This is a genomic window from Embleya sp. NPDC020886 (assembly GCF_044333915.1).
GTDB lineage: Bacteria > Actinomycetota > Actinomycetes > Streptomycetales > Streptomycetaceae > Embleya.
The window spans coordinates 77,353-94,909 of the sequence record NZ_JBIRRX010000006.1 but is presented as its reverse complement, the minus strand read 5'-3'; the positions used below and the strand labels follow the sequence as shown (position 1 = coordinate 94,909).

14 protein-coding genes are annotated in these 17,557 nt (G+C 71.5%); 9 read left to right on the top strand and 5 right to left on the bottom strand.

Annotation, left to right across the window (positions count from 1 at the left end; genetic code table 11):
* The first annotated feature begins 59 nt into the window (after positions 1–59).
* The 7 genes from ACH4U8_RS22395 (at position 60) to ACH4U8_RS22365 (ending at position 9,021) form a co-directional block, all read left to right on the top strand.
* Positions 60–1,079 carry an aldo/keto reductase gene (locus ACH4U8_RS22395; RefSeq protein ID WP_360318351.1) on the top strand — a complete coding sequence of 340 codons (1,020 nt, stop codon included), beginning with the start codon at positions 60–62 and terminating at the stop codon, positions 1,077–1,079.
* 4 nt (positions 1,080–1,083) lie between these two features.
* Complete coding sequence (locus tag ACH4U8_RS22390) at positions 1,084–1,836, top strand: SDR family oxidoreductase (RefSeq protein WP_395779655.1); 753 nt, start codon at positions 1,084–1,086, stop codon at positions 1,834–1,836.
* Positions 1,837–1,931: 95 nt separating this feature from the next.
* Positions 1,932–3,371, top strand: coding sequence for a PLP-dependent aminotransferase family protein (locus tag ACH4U8_RS22385; RefSeq protein ID WP_395779653.1), 1,440 nt, complete (start codon positions 1,932–1,934; stop codon positions 3,369–3,371).
* A 314-nt stretch (positions 3,372–3,685) separates the two neighbouring features.
* On the top strand, positions 3,686–4,606 hold the full coding sequence (locus ACH4U8_RS22380) for a branched-chain amino acid transaminase (protein WP_360318345.1): 921 nt from the start codon (positions 3,686–3,688) through the stop codon (positions 4,604–4,606).
* A 125-nt stretch (positions 4,607–4,731) separates the two neighbouring features.
* On the top strand, positions 4,732–4,938 hold the full coding sequence (locus ACH4U8_RS22375) for a hypothetical protein (protein ID WP_395779651.1): 207 nt from the start codon (positions 4,732–4,734) through the stop codon (positions 4,936–4,938).
* 454 nt (positions 4,939–5,392) lie between these two features.
* Complete coding sequence (locus ACH4U8_RS22370) at positions 5,393–7,126, top strand: ABC transporter ATP-binding protein (RefSeq protein ID WP_360318478.1); 1,734 nt, start codon at positions 5,393–5,395, stop codon at positions 7,124–7,126.
* On the top strand, positions 7,123–9,021 hold the full coding sequence (locus ACH4U8_RS22365; protein ID WP_379992680.1) for an ABC transporter ATP-binding protein: 1,899 nt from the start codon (positions 7,123–7,125) through the stop codon (positions 9,019–9,021). The genes ACH4U8_RS22370 and ACH4U8_RS22365 overlap by 4 nt, the downstream gene beginning before the upstream one ends.
* 60 nt (positions 9,022–9,081) lie before the next feature.
* On the opposite strand, the gene ACH4U8_RS22360 is transcribed toward ACH4U8_RS22365, so the two are convergent.
* Positions 9,082–10,332 (bottom strand): MFS transporter, encoded by a 1,251-nt coding sequence (locus ACH4U8_RS22360; RefSeq protein WP_395779649.1) that lies wholly within the window; start codon positions 10,330–10,332, stop codon positions 9,082–9,084.
* A 145-nt stretch (positions 10,333–10,477) separates the two neighbouring features.
* Here ACH4U8_RS22360 and ACH4U8_RS22355 point away from each other — a divergent pair, with 145 nt between their 5' ends.
* Positions 10,478–11,173 carry a FadR/GntR family transcriptional regulator gene (locus ACH4U8_RS22355; protein WP_395779647.1) on the top strand — a complete coding sequence of 232 codons (696 nt, stop codon included), beginning with the start codon at positions 10,478–10,480 and terminating at the stop codon, positions 11,171–11,173.
* Positions 11,174–11,216: 43 nt separating this feature from the next.
* Here the strand turns inward: ACH4U8_RS22355 and ACH4U8_RS22350 are convergent, their stop codons facing one another.
* Complete coding sequence (locus tag ACH4U8_RS22350) at positions 11,217–12,176, bottom strand: pyridoxal-phosphate dependent enzyme (RefSeq protein WP_395779645.1); 960 nt, start codon at positions 12,174–12,176, stop codon at positions 11,217–11,219.
* A 68-nt stretch (positions 12,177–12,244) separates the two neighbouring features.
* On the opposite strand from ACH4U8_RS22350, the gene ACH4U8_RS22345 reads away from it, so the two are divergent.
* The gene (locus ACH4U8_RS22345) at positions 12,245–12,889 is read left to right on the top strand and encodes a helix-turn-helix domain-containing protein (RefSeq protein WP_395779643.1); all 645 of its coding nucleotides are present in this window, start codon (positions 12,245–12,247) and stop codon (positions 12,887–12,889) included.
* A gap of 12 nt (positions 12,890–12,901) precedes the next feature.
* Here ACH4U8_RS22345 and ACH4U8_RS22340 read toward each other — a convergent pair whose 3' ends face one another.
* The 3 genes from ACH4U8_RS22340 to ACH4U8_RS22330 all read right to left on the bottom strand — a co-directional run bounded on the left by ACH4U8_RS22340 (position 12,902) and on the right by ACH4U8_RS22330 (position 15,688).
* A complete protein-coding gene (locus ACH4U8_RS22340; protein ID WP_395780081.1) occupies positions 12,902–14,122 on the bottom strand; it encodes an adenosylmethionine--8-amino-7-oxononanoate transaminase in 1,221 nt (406 codons plus the stop codon).
* A gap of 77 nt (positions 14,123–14,199) precedes the next feature.
* Complete coding sequence (gene bioB, locus ACH4U8_RS22335) at positions 14,200–15,261, bottom strand: biotin synthase BioB (RefSeq protein ID WP_395780079.1); 1,062 nt, start codon at positions 15,259–15,261, stop codon at positions 14,200–14,202.
* A gap of 112 nt (positions 15,262–15,373) precedes the next feature.
* Complete coding sequence (locus tag ACH4U8_RS22330) at positions 15,374–15,688, bottom strand: hypothetical protein (RefSeq protein ID WP_395779641.1); 315 nt, start codon at positions 15,686–15,688, stop codon at positions 15,374–15,376.
* Positions 15,689–17,557 lie beyond the last annotated feature (1,869 nt).

Here is a 17,557-nt window from a genome sequence, read left to right as displayed (position 1 = left end):
GGTGTGCCCACCCACCCGACGATGGCCACGTCCCCGAACCGAACGAAGAGGAAGTACCCATGCGCTACCGCCTGTTCGGCAACACCGGCCTGCGCGTCTCCGAACTGTTCCTGGGCGCGATGACCTTCGGCGGCGAGGGCACCGTCGGCGCGGGGCCCGACGAGTGCCGCCGGATGCTCGACGTGTACGCGGACGCCGGCGGCAACGTCGTGGACACCGCGATCAACTACCGCGACGGCGAGAGCGAACGCATCGTCGGCGAACTCCTGGACGGCCGCCGGGACCGCTTCGTACTCGCCACCAAATACACCGTCACCCGGGACCGCACCGATCCGAACGCCGCCGGCAACCATCGCAAGAACCTGACCCGGTCGTTGGAGACCAGCCTGCGCCGACTGCGCACCGACCACCTCGACGTCTACTGGGTGCACCTGTGGGACCGGCATACGCCGATCGAGGAGACCATGCGCGCGCTCGACGACGCGGTGCGGGCCGGGAAGATCCTCTACATCGGCATCTCGGACACCCCGGCGTGGGTGGTCAGCCGGGCCAACACCCTCGCCGAGTGGCGCGGTTGGACACCCTTCGCCGGGCTCCAGGTCCCGTACAACCTGCTCGACCGCGACATCGAACGGGAACTGCTCCCGATGGCCGAGGACTTCGGTCTCACGGTGGCCGCGTGGGGGCCGCTGGCGAGCGGTGTGCTGTCCGGCAAGTTCACCCGCCCCGGCGGCGCCGAGGCCGGCACCCGGGTGGATCCCGAATCGCTCGGCGAGCGCGAACACGCCGCCGCCCGGGCGGTCCGGGAGGTGGCCGACGAACTCGGCGCGACCCCGTCGCAGGTGGCGATCGCCTGGACCCGGGCCCACTCGCGTACCGTGCACCCGATCATCGGCGCCCGCTCGGTCGAGCAACTGCGGGACAACCTCGGCGCGGTGGACGTGGTGTTGCCCGAGGAGGCGCTCCACCGACTGGCCGCCGCGACCGACCACACGGCCGGCTTCCCGACCGACTTCATCGCCTCGACCAGTCCGTGGGTGTTCGGCGACACCTTCGACCGCCTCGACGGACGGCGCTGACCCGATGACGCGCACCACCGAGCCGGCGACCGCCCGGCCGGCAACCGCCGACCCCGGCCGGTCCGCCCCGATCTCGCTGGTCACCGGCGCCAATCGCGGCATCGGGCGCGAGGTGGCCCGCCGCTTGGGCCTGCTCGGGCACACCGTGCTGCTCGGCGCCCGGGCGGTCGAGTCCGCCGAGTCCGCCGCGCGCGAGCTGCGCGCGGCGGGTCTGGACGCCCATCCGGTGCACCTGGACGTGACCGACCCGGCCGGCGTCCGGCATGCCGCCGCCGAGGTGGAGCGACGCTTCGGCGGCCTGGACACGCTGGTCAACAACGCCGCGATCAGCTACGACAGCCGACAACGCGCGACCGACGCCGACCTCGCTGTGGTGGTCGAGGCGGGCGAGACCAACCTCTACGGACCGTGGCGCACGGTGCAGGCGTTCCTGCCGCTGCTGCGCCGCTCGGCCCATCCGCGCATCGTCAACGTGAGCAGCGAGGCCGCGTCGCTGACCAACATGGGCGGCGGTGCGCCCGCGTACACGGTCTCCAAGGTCGGCCTCAACGCGCTCACCCGGATGCTCGCGGCCGAGCTGCGCCCCGATCGCATCCTGGTCAACGCGATCTGCCCCGGCTGGGTGGCCACCGATCTGGGCGGCCCCGGCGGTCGCCCGGTCGAGGCGGGTGCCGCCGGCATCGTCTGGGCGGCCACCCTCCCCGACGCCGGCCCCACCGGCGGCTTCTTCCGCGACACCCGCCCGCTGCCCTGGTAACCCGCCGGCGGCCCCGACCTCGGCAACCCGTCCGGTTTCCGGACCCCACGATCCGCCCCCTGCCCCGCCCTCACCCGCGCTCCCCGCCCCCACGCATGACCGCCCCCGCCGCCGGCCGTGAAACCATCGTCGTCCCACACGTGTGCGTCGAGGGAGTGATCGTGGAGGTCGAGCAGTTCGCCGTGGTGGTCGGGGAGCGCATGGGGCGTCCCCGCCGCAACGAGCGTCGATCCCGCGGCGAGCGCCTGTTCGACGCCCTGCGCGAACTGGTCGAGGGCGGCGATCTGCTCGCCGAGACCAGGCTGCCCTCCGAGCGTGCCCTCGCCGAGGCGCTCGGGTTCAGCCGCGGCACGGTCGCCTCGGCCTACCTCTCGCTCAACCGCATCGGGCTGATCGAACGCCGGCACGGCAGCGGCTCCTACGTGCGTCCCGGTGGTCGGCCGACCTTCGCCCGCTGGCTGCGCGAGGGCGCCATCATGGTCGACCTGGCCAAGGCCGCCGTCCCCGACGCCTCGCTGTTGCCGAACACCGCGCTGCGCGTCGAGGACCTGCTCGACGCGCGTCCACAGGACGGGTACGCGCCGGCCGGGGACGCGCGGCTGCGTGCCCTGATCGCCGCCCACGAGCTGCCCACCGGATTCGCCGCCGACGACATCGTGGTGACCTCCGGCGCGCAGCAGGCGATCCACCTGGTCGCCGACGCGCTGCTGGCACCCGGCGACCGGGTCCTGGTCGAGCCGACCACCTATCCCGGGATGCTCGCGGCCGGATACCGCTTCGGCGCCGAGGCGATCCCGGTGCCGGCCGACCGCGACGGCCTCGACCCGGACGCACTGCGCGCGGCGATCCGTCGGCATCGCCCCGCGTACGTGTTCTCGCTGCCGGTGCACAACCCGACCGGCGCGGTGGTCTCGGCCCGGCGCGCGAAGGCGATCGCCGAGGTCGCCGCCGAGGAGGGCGCGCTGCTCGTGGAGGACCGCAGCCTCGCCGATCTGGCCGACGGCCCGGTGGCCTCGGCGGTCGAACATCTGCCCGAGGGCACGGTCTGCCTGGGCTCGCTGTCCAAGACCACGTGGGGCGGTCTGCGGCTGGGCTGGATCGCCGCGCCGCCCGCCGTACGGGCTCTGTTGATCGAGGCCAAACAGCGCACCGACCTGGCCTGTTCCACGCTCGACCAGCAGTTCGCCATCCACCTGCTCCGCGATCCGGACCGCGCCACGCGCGTCCGCGAGTGGTCCGCCACGCTCGCCGGCCGCCGCGACCACTTCGCCGCCGAACTCGCCGAGCACCTGCCCGAGTGGGAGTGGACCCTGCCGCGCGGCGGCCTGTCCCTCTGGGCCCGGCTGCCCGGCGCGGACGGCGAGGAATTCGTGGCGACCGCCCTGCGGCACGGCGTCGCGGTCTCCCCCGGCGCGGTCTTCGCCCCGCTCCCCGACACCGCCGCCGACCGCATCCGGCTCAGCTACGCCTGGCCCGAACCGATCCTGTCCCAGGCGGTCGAACTCCTCGTGAAGAGTTGGCGCGAGTCCCGCTAGGACCACTCCGGCCGACCCGCCCAACTCCCCCACCCCACAAGCCGACTCGACCGCTGCCCCGCACGACCCGGGAGCGGCATGTCGCCACGTCCGAATATCGGATCGGCACTAGTGGCTCAATACCGATAGGGCTAATGTGCCACTCACCAAGTGGCTCATCGAAGCATTTGTCAGCGATCCACTTGCCGAGTCGGACCCGGTCGACCCCGGTCGGACCGATCGACCCCGGGCCGACCCCGGCCACCGCCGCAGGCCGAGCACGGCCGAACGCACCACGCACGACCACGTACGAGCACACGAGGGCGGGAGCAGCGATGGCACTGACCGAAGCGGACCGGATCTGGATGAACGGCACGCTCGTGCCGTGGGCGGACGCCAAGGTGCACGTCCTCAGCCACGGACTGCACTACGGCACCGGCGTCCTGGAAGGCACCCGGGCCCACCTCACCCCGCGCGGCCCCGCGGTGTTCCGGCTCGACGACCACCTGCGCCGGTTCCGCGAAAGCGCGCACATCCTGGGCTTCGAGGTGCCCTACACACTGACCGAGCTGCGCGCTGCGACCGTGGAACTGATCGCCGCCAACGGGCACTCCGAGTGCTACCTGCGCCATCTCGCGCACATCGGCTACGGCGAGATGGGCCCGGCCTTCCGGCCCGAGATGGCCGTCGAGGTGAGCATCGCGGGCTGGGAGTGGCACGCCTACCTCGGCGGCGAGTCGGCCGAGCGCGGCATCCGCCTGGCGACCAGCTCGTGGCGACGCAACGACCCGAACGCGCTGCCGCCCGCGGCCAAGGCCACCGCCGGTTACCTCAACGCGGCGCTGGCCAAGACCGCGGCGCTGCGGGCCGGTTACGACGAGGCGCTGCTGCTCAACGCGGACGGCTACGTCAGCGAGTGCAGCGCGGCCAACGTCTTCACGGTGCGCGACGGCGTGGTGTACACGCCGCCCGCGAGTGCCGGCGCGCTGCGCGGGATCACCCAGGACACGGTGCTCACGCTGGCCGCCGACCTGGGCCTGCCGGTCCGCGTGGAGAACCTGCTCCGCTCGGACCTGTACACCGCCGACGAGATCCTGGTCTGCGGCACCGCGGCGGGCGTGGTCCCGGTGGCCTCGCTGGACGACCGCGAGGTGGGTGCCGGTCCGATCACCCGAAAGCTGCAGACCGCCTACACCGGGGCGATCACCGGTACGGACGACCGTTACGCGCACTGGCTCACCTTCGTGCACGAGTGACAACGGTCCGAACGGGTCGTAACGAGCGCACGACACGCCCCTAATGGGCGAAATTCCCCATATTGATGTGGTTTTCCGGATATCTGTATGACGTCCTGCATACCCACACTTCATGGGAGATGACAATGCGCATCCGCACCTCGTTGATCGCCATCGCCGGCGCCGCCCTCTTCGCCTTCGTCGGCGCCGGCACCGCGAGCGCGGGCGGGCACGGCGACGGCCTCGTGGCCGGTCACCGCTCCAGCTCCGGCGTTCACTTCTCGGACTGCGGCCACCACGGCGACGAGTTCGCGGTGTGGAACGTCAGCGAGTCGTTCGTCGCGATCCACTGACGCCCACCATCCGCGCCGGGCGACGGCCTGCCCACCCCTCGGGGTGGGCAGGCCGTCGCGCTGTGTACGGTGCCGAACGGGCGTCCGACGGCCCGCGGGCATCGGCGCGCCCCGACCGTCGACCTTGACCTCAAGTCGACTTGAAGTTCTAGGGTTTCGGCATGCCGTCCGAAAGAACGTCGACGGGCCGCGGTCGGCACCTTGAACCACACTCGGGGAGAACCGTCATGCACATCCCTTCGATCGCCGCCGGGTCACCTCGGCATCGGCCGGGCAATGGATGCAATCCCATCGACCACCTCGTCGAAGGGCACTACCGTCGAAGGGCGAACCCGCCTTTGCGACGCGTCCCAGGCCCGCGTTCCGGGCCGGCGCCCCGCACGAGGCCACTCCCGCGACCGTGTACGACCGGCGCCTCGGGTCGGCCGTCCACCCCCGACTCGAAGAGGACCTCGTGCTGATCAGACTGCTCCGCGCACATCTGCGCCCGTACGCCAAGCCGATCGGCCTGGTGGTGTTGCTGCAACTGGTGCAGACACTGGCCACCCTGTATCTGCCCACCCTGAACGCCGACCTGATCAACAACGGCGTGGTCGAGGGCGACACCGGCTACATCCTGCGGGTCGGCGCCGCGATGGTCGGCGTCACCCTGGTCCAGATCGTGTGCGCCGCGATCGCGGTGTACTTCGGCGCCCGGATCGCGATGGGCGTGGGTCGCGACATCCGCGCCGCCGTGTTCAACCGGGTGCAGACCTTCTCCGCACGCGAAGTCGGCGAGTTCGGTGCCCCGTCGTTGATCACCCGCACCACCAACGACGTGCAGCAGGTCCAGATGTTGGCCCTGCTCTCCCTTACGCTGATGGTGTCCGCGCCGATCATGTGCTTCGGCGGCATCCTGATGGCGGTCAACCAGGACGTCCCGATGTCCTTGTTGTTCCTGATCATCGTGCCCGTGCTGATCCTGGCCGTCGGCTGGATCGTGCGCGCGATGCCGCCGCTTTTCCGGGTGCTCCAGGACCGGATCGACAACGTGAACCGGATCATGCGCGAACAGATCACCGGGATCCGGGTGATCCGCGCGTTCGGCCGGGACGACCACGAGCAGGCCCGGTACGCGGACGCCAACGCCGAGATCCGCGACGTGTCGCTCTCGCTCGGTCGGCTGATGGCCTTCATGTATCCGTCGGTCCTGCTGGTGTGGGAGACCTCGGCGATCGTGATCGTGTGGGTCGGCGGCCACCGGATCGGCTCCGACGCGATGGACATCGGCGCGCTGGTCGCCTTCCTGAGCTACCTGATGCAGATCCTGACATCGGTGATGATGGCCACCTTCATGACCATGATGATCCCGCGCGCTTCGGTCTGCGCCGACCGGATCACCGAGGTACTGGACACCGAGACCAGCCTGACCGTGTCCAAGGCACCGGTGACCGCGCTGCACGCACACGGTCGACTCGAACTGCGCGACGTGAGCTTTTGTTACCCCGGCGCCGAGGAACCGGTGCTGCGCGGCATCGACCTGGTCGCCCGACCCGGCGAGACCACCGCGGTGATCGGCAGCACCGGCGCGGGCAAGACCACCCTGCTGAGCCTGGTCCCGCGTCTGCTGGACGTCACCGCCGGCGCGGTGCTGGTCGGCGGCGTGGACACCCGCGAACTCGAACCGGGGCTGCTGTCGCGCACGGTGGGCCTGGTCCCGCAGAAGCCCTACCTCTTCTCCGGCACCGTCGCCTCCAACCTGCGCTACGGCAACCCGGACGCCACCGACGAGGACCTGTGGCGGGCCCTGGAGACCGCGCAGGCCCGGTCGTTCGTCGAGGCACTGCCGGAGGGACTGGACGCGCCGATCGCCCAGGGCGGCGGCAACGTCTCCGGCGGCCAGCGGCAACGCCTGGCGATCGCAAGGCTGTTGGTGGTCAAGCCGGAGATCTACCTGTTCGACGACTCGTTCTCCGCACTCGACTACTCCACCGACGCGGCCCTGCGGGCGGCCCTGGCCGCCGAGACCGCGCAGGCCACCGTGGTGATCGTCGCGCAGCGCGTGGCCACCATCCGGCACGCGGACCGCATCGTGGTGCTGGACGAGGGCCGCGTGGTCGGCACCGGCACGCACGGCGAATTGATGGCCGGCAACGCCACGTACCGCGAGATCGTGCTGTCCCAGCTCACCGAGGAGGAGGCGGCGTGACCACGACCGAGGAGACCACCGCATCCGACGACCGGGTCGAGGAGGCCACCCCGAAACGCCGTCCCGGCCCGCCCGTCGGCGGTTCGCCCATGGCGCGCATGATGGGCGGCGCGCCGACCGAGAAGTCGATGCACTTCAAGGCGTCCAGCCGTCGCCTGCTGGGCATGATGGCGCCCGAGCGGGCCCGGCTGTACGCGCTGCTCGTCTGCGGGATCGCGGGAGTCGGCCTCGGGGTGCTCACCCCCCGCCTGCTCGGCAAGGCCACCGACGCGATCTACACCGGCGTCGCCGGCGGCAAGGGCATCGACTTCGACCACGTACGCACCCTGTTGCTGGTCACCTTCGCCGTCGTGGCCGGCTCGGTGGTGTTCGCCTTCGCCCAGGGCCGACTGACCGCGACCATCGTCCAGCGCACCACCTACCGGCTGCGCGAGGACGCCGAGACCAAGCTGTCCCGGCTGCCGCTGAACTACTTCGACAAGCAGCCGCGCGGCGAGGTGCTCTCGCGCACCACCAACGACATCGACAACATCGCGCAGACCCTGCAGCAGGCGATGGGCCAGATCGTGCGCTCGGTGCTGACGATCGTCGGCGTGCTGGTGATGATGTTCTGGATCTCGCCGCTGCTCGCGCTCGTCGCACTGGTCAGCGTGCCGACGTCGATCCTGGTCACCATGGCGATCGGCAAGCGCGCCCAGCCGCAGTTCGTCAAGCAGTGGTCGAGCACCGGCAAGCTCAACGCGCACATCGAGGAGATGTACACCGGGCACGCGCTGGTCAAGGTGTTCGGTCGGCAGCGGGAATCCGCCGAGGTGTTCGACAAGCACAACGAGCAGTTGTACACGGCCGGCTTCAAGGCCCAGTTCATCTCCGGCCTGATCCAGCCCGCGATGGCCTTCGTCGGCAACCTCAACTACGTGCTCGTCGCGGTGATCGGCGGGCTGCGGGTGTCCTCGGGCGCGATGACGCTGGGCGACATCCAGGCGTTCGTCCAGTACTCGTACGAGTTCAACGGGCCGGTCACCCAGGTCGCCTCGATGTCCAACCTGCTCCAGTCCGGCGTCGCCTCGGCCGAGCGGGTCTTCGCCCTGCTCGACGCCGAGGAGCAGTCCCCCGACCCGGAGCCGGCCGCCCGGATCGAGAAGGTGAGCGGGCATGTCGCGTTCGAGAAGGTCTCCTTCCGGTACGACCCGGCCAAGCCGCTGATCGAGGACCTGGACCTGGAGGTGCACCCGGGCCAGACGGTCGCCATCGTCGGACCCACCGGCGCGGGCAAGACCACGCTGGTCAACCTGCTGATGCGGTTCTACGAGGTGACCGGCGGCCGGATCACCGTGGACGGCGTGGACATCGCCGGGATGACCCGCGAGGACCTGCGCGCACCGATCGGCATGGTGCTCCAGGACACGTGGCTGATCGGCGGGACGATCGCGGAGAACATCGCGTACGGGGTCGGCGAGGTCTCGCGCGAGCGGGTGGTCGCGGCGGCCCGGGCCACCCACGCGGACCGCTTCGTGCGCACGCTGCCGGACGGCTACGACACGGTGCTCGCCGACGAGGCGGGCAATCTCAGCGCGGGCGAGAAGCAACTGCTCACCATCGCCCGGGCGTTCCTGACCGAGCCGCAGATCCTGGTGCTGGACGAGGCGACCAGTTCGGTGGACACCCGCACCGAGGTGCTGATCCAAAAGGCGATGAACTCGCTGCGCCGCGGCCGGACCAGCTTCGTGATCGCCCACCGGTTGTCCACCATCCGGGACGCGGACGTGATCCTGGTGATGGAGTCCGGCTCGATCGTCGAACAGGGCACGCACGACACGCTGTTGGCGGCCGAGGGTGCGTATGCCCGGCTGTATGCCTCGCAGTTCGCCCAACCGGCGGCCGAGGTCGTGTAGTTCGACCGCGCCGCCGCGCGCGGGTGCTCCTCGTCGAGGGCACCCGCGCGCGGCGCGCACTCACTTGGCGGACGGCTGCTCGGGCTCGGGCCCGGTGCCCCGGTTGCCGGACAGGACCAGGCCGACCAGGAGTTGGCCGACGGCGGTGACCACGAGCGCGGCCATCGGCACCGTCCAGCCGCCGGTGGCGCCGTGCATCAGGCCGAGCGCGAAGGGACCGATCGCGGCCACCGCGTAGCCCAACGACTGGGCCAGGGTGGACAGCGCGGTCGTCTCCGCGGCGCCGCTGCCGCTGCCGCCGATCACCGACAACACCAGCGGGAACGAACAGAAGCCCAGGCCCACCGCGGCGGCCCACAACACTGGCAGCGCGACCGGCGCGACCAACAGGCCGACGAAGCCGATCAACATGCTCACCGAGACCACCACGAACGCGGGCCGCAGCCGCCCCGTGGCCCGCACGAAGGCCAGCAGCGCGAACGTGGCCGGGATGCCCGCGCCCTGGGTGACGGCCAACATCGCACCCGCCCCGCCGCGGCTCATGCCCTGGTCGGAGAGCAGCGTCGGCAACCACCCCACCAGCGCGTAGCAGTTCAGCGCCTGGAGGGCGAAGTAGGCGGTGACCAGCCTGCCCAACCGGGTGCGCGCCATCGTCCACGGCGATACGTGCGCGGCCGGACCGCCGCCGGGGGTGAGCGCGTGCGGCGCCCGCACCAGGGACCACACCAGCAGCGCGATCACGGCCGGCAGCGCCCACACGGCCAGCCCCAGCGACGGCGAGTCGAGCCCGTTCGCGACCGGCACGGCCACCGCCGCGGCCAGCGTCGCGCCCAGTGCCATCACCGTGGTGTAGACGCCGGTCAGCACCGACACCCGATGCGGGAAGTGGGCGCGCAGCAGCGCCGGCAGCAGCACGTTGCCCACGGCCAGGCCGGACATGCCCAGGACGGTGCCGGTCAGCAGCGCCCACGTGCTCGGCACGACCCGGATGCCCAGGCCCGCGGCGAGCGCGAACAGCGCCACCAGCACGGCCCGTTCGGTACCGAACCGACGCGCCAGCGGCGACGCCGTCAACCCGGCGGCGGCGAAGCAGAGCGTCGGCAGGGTCGGCAACAACGACGCGGTCACCGGGCCGAAGCCCAGCGCGTCGCGCAGCGCCTCCAAGAGCGCGGCGGCGCTGCTGATGCCCAGCCGCAGGTTGAACGCGATCAGCACGATGCCCACGCCGGCCAGCCACCCGGCCCGGGCGCGACCGGTCGCATCGCTGGTCGACGCCGGGAGCGTGGCGGTGACGGGGGCTGCGGAAGTCATGACCCAAAGGTAAGACGTCTGATGAATTCTGTCCAGATCGAGTCGACCGACGACAGCGTGTGACGTCGAATCATCAGATGTATTGTGGACAACCCCTTCCGGATCCCCTCCTCCATTCGACGTCCCAGGTCAGGAGCCCGAGCGCATGAGCAGCCTCGAATCCGTGCGCCGGCCGGCACTGTCCGCCGAGGTGATCGCCCGGCTGCGCGAGCGCATCACCTCCGGCGACTGGCCGGTGGGCAGCCGCATCCCGCCCGAGCCGGAACTGATGAGCCGGCTCCAGGTGGCCCGGGGCACGGTCCGCGAGGCGGTCCGCGCGCTCGCCCACGCGGGCCTGTTGGACGTCCGCCAGGGCGACGGCACGTACGTCCGCGCGGTGAGCGAACTCTCCGGCGCCGTCGAGCGGTTGTACGGCGGCAGCGATATCGGCCAGGTCCTGGAGGTCCGCCAGGCGCTCGACCTCCAGGCCGCTCGGCTCGCGGCGATCCGCGCCGAGGAGGCCGACCTGACCGGCCTGGACGACGCACTGCGCCGGCGCCGGGCCGCGTGGGACGCGCGCGACTTCGAGGCGTGGATCGCCGCGGACTGGGAGTTCCACCTGGGCATCGCCGACGCGGCGCACAATCCCCTGCTGGCCGAGCTGTACCGCAACCTGGCCGGGCCGGTGCGCGCGTCGGTGGCCGGCTCCTGGGACGATCCCGACTACCAGGGCGCGAACCCGGCCGGCCACGAGGACCTGTTGCGCGCGCTGCGCGACCGCGACCCGATCCGGGCCGCCCGCCAGGCGGGCGCCAACCTGACCGACACCCACGACTGGCACGCGGCACGCGCACCGGAGTAGAGCCGCGGTCGGGACGGCGGGACATCGGGGTGTGCGGATCGACTCAGTCGTGGCCGATTGCCTCCAGGTAGGTCGGGACGGTGACGTTGCGCCCGGTCAGCGCCACCACCAGCCGCCCGGTGACGGTGACCTTGCCGGCCAGCACGGCGGCCACCGCGAGCGCCCCGGCCCCCTCCGCCACCAGGCCGTGCTCGCGGTACAACCAGCGCATCGCGGCGCGCAGCTCATCCTCGGTGGCACACGTCAACTCGGCTTGCCCGGCCAGGATTTCCGGGGTCACGCAGCCCGGCTCGATGCCGCCGCGCACGCCGTCCGCGATCGTCTCGCCGATCTCGATCCGGGCCACCCGCCCGACCCGCACCGCGTGCGAGACCGCGAGCGAGGCGGCCGACTCGACCCCGACCACCCGTACGTCCCCCCGGGCCCGCGCCCACAGACTCAGTCCGGCGGCCAGCCCACCGCCGCCGACCGGCACCACGACGGTGAGCGGACCGACGGTCTGCGCGTCCAGTTCCCGGCCGATGGTGGCCTGACCGGCGATCACGGCGGGATCGTTGTACGCCGACACGTAGTGTCCCGGCAGCCCGAGCGCGTGCGCCTCGGCGTCGTCGAAACCGTCGCCGTGCCGCACCAACCCGACCGGGTAGGCGGCAATGCGATCGACCTTGGCGGCCGATGCCCGGGTCGACACGACCACGGTCGCCTCGGCCCCGATCCGCTGCGCGGCCCAGGCCATCGCGAGCCCGTGGTTGCCGGCGCTCGCGGTCACGGCCGGCGTCCCGGGCGGCAGCGCGGCCAGTGCGGAGAGCGCGCCGCGCACCTTGAACGATCCCGTGGGCTGCGTGGTCTCCAGCTTGAGCAACCCGCCGCCGAGCCCCGGTCCGGCCTCGAACACCGGTGTCGGCGCAAGGACTTCGCGCACGACTTCCCAGGCCCGATCGAGATCCGCGGTCTCCGGGACCCGGACGGGTCGAGGCCGAGGTCGAGGTGCGGCAAGCGTCATGACGGCGATCCCTTCAGCGCATGTGAATCATGCAATATCTTTCCCCTTGCATGCACTATATTGCACACATGCCCGACGAGCCCGCCCCCACCCCCGCCCCGGACGCCCCCTCCCCCGTCGCCGCGGACACCCCGAATACCGCGGACGCCGCCGCCGGCTCGGCGATCGCCCGCGTCGTCGCGACCAACCTCCGCGCCCGCCGCACCGACCGAGGCATGACCCTGGTCGAACTCGCGGAGCGCTCGGGCGTCAGCCGCCGCATGTTGTCGCTGATCGAAAAGGCCGAAGGCAACCCCAGTCTGGGTACCGTCGAACGCATCGCCCGCGCGCTCGGCATCAGCTTCGCCGCGATCATCGGCGCCGACCCGGGCAGCGCCCCGCACCCCGTGGCCCCGGAGGCGATGGTGACGCCGTGGCGCTCGGCGTCGGGACACGGCCGGATCGCCGTCACCGGCGAGGGCCCGGCCGCGGTCGAACTCTGGGACTGGCTGCTGGCCCCCGGCGACCACTACACCGCCGTGCCCGACCCGGCAGGGGCTCGCGAGCTGATCCTGGTCGTCTCCGGCGAGCTGACCCTCACCCACGACGGGACGACCCACCTGCTCCCCGAGGGCCACGCCATCCGCATCCCCAGCGACCGCCCCTACGCCTACGCCAACCACACGACCCGGCCGGTCCGCTTCACCCGCAACACGCTGCCGCCACCGCTGTAGGGCCGATCCGGGTCAGGCCGCCGCGGCTACGGCAGTCATCGCGGCGGTGATCCGTCCGAGGTCCGCCTCCGTCGTGACGTACGGCGGCATCGTGTAGACGAGATCACGGAACGGGCGTAGCCAGACGCCGTGTTCGACCGCCACCCGGGTGGCCGTCGGCATGTCGACCTCGTGGTCCAGTTGCACGACACCGATCGCGCCCAGCACCCGAACGTCGGTGACGCCGGGCAACACGCGGGCCGCGGCCAGACCCGCGCCGAGACCGGTTTCGATGCGGGCGATGTTGGTGCGCCAGTCCTGGTCCAGGAGCAGGCCCAGCGCGGCGTTCGCAGCCGCGGCGGCCAGCGGATTGCCCATGAAGGTCGGCCCGTGCGCCAGTACCGGGGATTCGCCGGCGGAGATGCCGGCCGCCACCTCCGCCGTACACAACGTCGCGGCCATGCTCAGATAGCCGCCGGTCAACGCCTTGCCGACGCACATCACATCGGGACCGACCCCGGCGTGGTCGGCGGCGAACAACTCGCCGGTCCGTCCGAAGCCGGTCGCGATCTCGTCGAAGATCAGCAGCACGTCGTGGGCGGTACACAGATCGCGCAACGCGCGCAGGTACTCCGGGGAATGGAACCGCATGCCGCCCGCGTTCTGCACGATCGGCTCGACGATCACCGCGGCCGTCTCGTCCCGATGCCGGCCGAGCAGCGCGTCCAGGTGCTCGACGTAGGCCGGGTCGAACTCGCGCGGCGGCGCGTCGGCGAACACCTGCTCGGCCAGCCTCCCCTGCCACAACCGGTGCATCCCGCCGTCCGGGTCGCACACCGACATCGGATGCCACGTATCGCCGTGGTAGCCGCCGCGCCAGGTGAACATCCGCCGCTTTTCGCCGCGACCGCGAGCGCGCCAGTACTGGAGGCTCATCTTCATCGCGACCTCGACCGAGATCGAGCCGGAGTCGGCCAGGAAGACGTGCCGCAGCGGCTCCGGGGAGATCTCGACCAGGGTACGGGCCAGCCGAATCGCGGGCTCGTGCGTGAGGCCGCCGAACATGACGTGGCTCATCCGGCCCAGTTGTTCGCGAATCGCCGCGTCGATCACCGGATGGGCGTAGCCGTGCACGGCCGCCCACCACGACGACATGCCGTCCACCAACTCCCGCACACCACCGACCGGTTCGGCCAACCGCAGGCGCACTCCGGCAGCCGACTCGACGAGCAGCGGCGCCGTCGTGCCGGGCATCGGCGCGTACGGATGCCAGACGTGCTCGCGGTCCAGGTCGAGCAGATGCCCCGGGGTCAGGTCCGCGTGTCCGGCGTTCACGCGTTGGGCGCGAGGTCGCTGCCGGCGCCCCGGCGGCGGATCGCCACCAGATCGTGCCGGGCATCGGGCAGGGTCTGTTCGTCGGCCCCCTCGATCACGAAGCCCGCGTCGGCGATCATCTGCCGGTCGTCCGCGCCGGGTTGGCCCTCGCTGGTCAGATAGTCGCCCAGGAACATCGAGTTGGCCAGGTGCAACGCGAGCGGCTGCAGGCTGCGCAGGTGAATCTCGCGCCCACCGGCCAACCGCACTTCGACATCCGGGAAGAAGAACCGGAACAGCGCCAGAATCCGCAGGCAACGCTCGGGAGTCAGCTCCCAGTTGTTCGCCATCGGCGTGCCCTCGAACGGGATGAGGAAGTTGACCGGTACCGAATCCGGATCCAACTCCCGCAGCGCAAAAGCCAGATCGACGATATCCGAGTCCGACTCGCCCATCCCGAAAATGGCCCCGGAGCAGGGCGACAGGCCCGCCGTACCGGCCCGGCGAAGAGTGTCGGTGCGATCGGTGAAGGTGTGCGTCGAGCAGATGTCGGCGTAACGCGCCTCACTCGTATTGAGGTTGTGGCTGTACGCATGCGCACCGGCCGCCGCGAGTCGTTCGGCCTGACCGTCGGCAAGCAGCCCCAGGCAGACACAGATCTCCACGCCCGGACTACCCTCCTTGACCGCAGCGATGGTGTCCTCGATCCGGGTGATGTCCCGATCCCCGGGCCCCCGCCCACTGGCCACCAGACACACCCGCTTCGCCCCGGCCCGCACCGCCTGATCGGCCGTCCTCGCGGCCTCCCCCGGACTGATCCACGAATACTTGAGAATGTCCGCCGCCGACCCCACCCGCTGCGAACAGTACGAACAGTCCTCCGGACAAAGCCCACTCTTCATATTGATGATGGTGTTCAACTTCACCCGCCGCCCAAAAAAGTGCCGCCGCACCCTCCCCCCGGCAGCCACCAGATCAAGCACCTCACCCGACCCACCCAAAACCCCCATCGCCTCATCGCGACAAGGCACTTCCCGCCGAACAGCCTTCGCGACCAACCCATCCAAATCCAAGTCCAAGTCCATACCCCGCAGCCTCCCCGCCCCCACTCCCCACCCAAAGCCACCCACCACACAAAGATCACCCCCACGTCTTTGTCCCAAATCCCACAACCCCACCCCCACCCACCTGCTAGGCACGTACACGGGCGGGCGCGGCGGGCGCGGCGAGCGCGGCGAGCGCGGCGAGCGCGGCGAGCGCGGCGAGCGCGGATGGCGCGGCGAGCGCGGCGAGCGCGGCGAGCGCGGATGGCGCGGCGAACGCGGCGAGCGCGGCGAGCGCGGATGGCGCGGCGAACGCGGCGAGCGCGGATGGCGCGGCGAACGCGGCGAGCGCGGATGGCGCGGCGAACGCGGCGAGCGCGGATGGCGTGAGTGCAGAAGCGGGCGGGTCGAGGGTGGGCGCAGCGGGAGTGGGCAGCAGGGGCGTGGAGGTCGGGCCGGGCAACTGCCCAACGCATCGCGGGACGTTGCCGGGCGCACGGTCAACGCAGTGTGGGAGTCGAGTCGGGCCGAACGCCCGGCGTCACCACCGACCCACGCAAGGCCCGCACCGCAGCCGTGCCGAACTGCGCAACCGCCGGGCGCAGCATCAACGCCCGGCGGTACGACCGACGCCGCGCGGGGACCAGCCCGCGCCGCACGCGAACCAGCCGGCACGGCCCACAAATACAGCACCAACCAGCAACAACACGACCCCGCGCGGAAACCGGCGCACGGCGCGGGCAAGGCGAGCGGGAGCGGGCAGGTGCTTTCGTCGGATCTGCCCAGGAGCCTTTCGAGTGGATGGGGCGCCTGCGGTGGCAAACCCAGGTCACGCAAATAGCAACTCCCGCACCACCCGACGGAGTCTGGATCGTGCCCCCTCACCACCCAAAACCCAAGCCCAAAACCCAAGCCGCCCGAACAACAGCCGAAACGCCCCAACCCACTCGGGAAAGCTCCCTAACGGACCTCGCCGGACCTCGCACCCGCTCCGCCGTTGCCAGCGCCTGTCCCGACAAGCAACGCCCGGGTCTCGCCAAGGAATCCAGGGCTCCCAGCGGCCGGTGACGGTAAGACCGGGCCCATCGCCACCGGCCCACGTCGACCGACTAGCACATGGCCGCCCGCTGCCGACCAAGACGCGACCGCCGGCCGCGAACACCCGGCCCACTCGGCAAGGTTCTTATGCGCGCCCGACTGGGCCGCCGGGGAGCTTTCCGAACTGGATCGGGCGCTTTCGGCGTGCGGTGTGTCTTGGTCGGGTCGGGCGCGGGTGGCTCTGTGCTAAACGGTCGACGTGGGCCGGCGGAGGTGGACCCGGTCCCGTGGTCGCCGGCGGTCAGGAGCCCTGGGTCTCCCGGCGAGACGCGGGTGTTGCTCGGCGGGAAAGGCGCTGGCAACGGCGGAGCGGGAGGGCGGCCCGGTCAGGTCCGCCGGGGAGCCTTCCCGAGTGGGCCGGGCCATTGCAACGCGCGATGCGTCTTGGTCGGGTCGGGCGCGGGTGGCCTTGTGCTAAACGGTCGGCGTGGACCGGCGGAGATCAGCCCGGTCCCACCGTCACCGGCGGCCGGGAGCCCTGGGCACCCCGGCGAGAGGTGGGTGCTGCTCACCGGAAAGGCGCTGGCAACGGCGGAGCGGGAGGGCCGTCCGGTCAGGTCCGCCGGGGAGCCTTTCCGAGTGGGTCGGGCGTTCACGGCCGACGGTCGCGCCTTAGTCGGCAGCGGATGGCTCAGTGCTAAACGGTCGGCGTGGACCGGCGGAGATCAGCCCGGTCCCACCGTCACCGGCGGTCAGGAGCCCTGGGTCCCCCGGCGAGACGCGGGTGTTGCTCGGCGGGAAAGGCGCTGGCAACGGCGGAGCGGGAGGGCGGCCCGGTCAGGTCCGCCGGGGAGCCTTCCGGAGTGGGTCGGGCGGTTTCGGCGTGCGGTGAGCGGGGCGCGGCTGGAAGGGCTGCCGGTGAGGTGGGAGGGTCTCGATCCGGATGGTGGGACGCCTTCGGGCCCGCTGTTTCGCGCTGACCTGCGGTTTTGTGGGACCGGCCGGCGAGAGTGGGTGTCGCAGGCCGGGTTGCGCACTCCGGGGGCGGATTTCCGTGAGTCATGGCGCTCGGTGGGCGTTTCGGGTCGGCACCGCCGGGCGGAGAGCCATCCGCGAGCCCTGAAGAGTCACGACCCGGCCCCCGAGACGGCTCCCCGCACCCGGGGTTCCGCTGACCTGCGGTTTTGTGGAACCGAACGGCGAGAGTGGGTGTCGCAGGCCGGGTTGCGCACTCCGGGGGCGGATTTCCGTGAGTCATGGCGCTCGGTGGGCGTTTCGGGTCGGCACCGCCGGG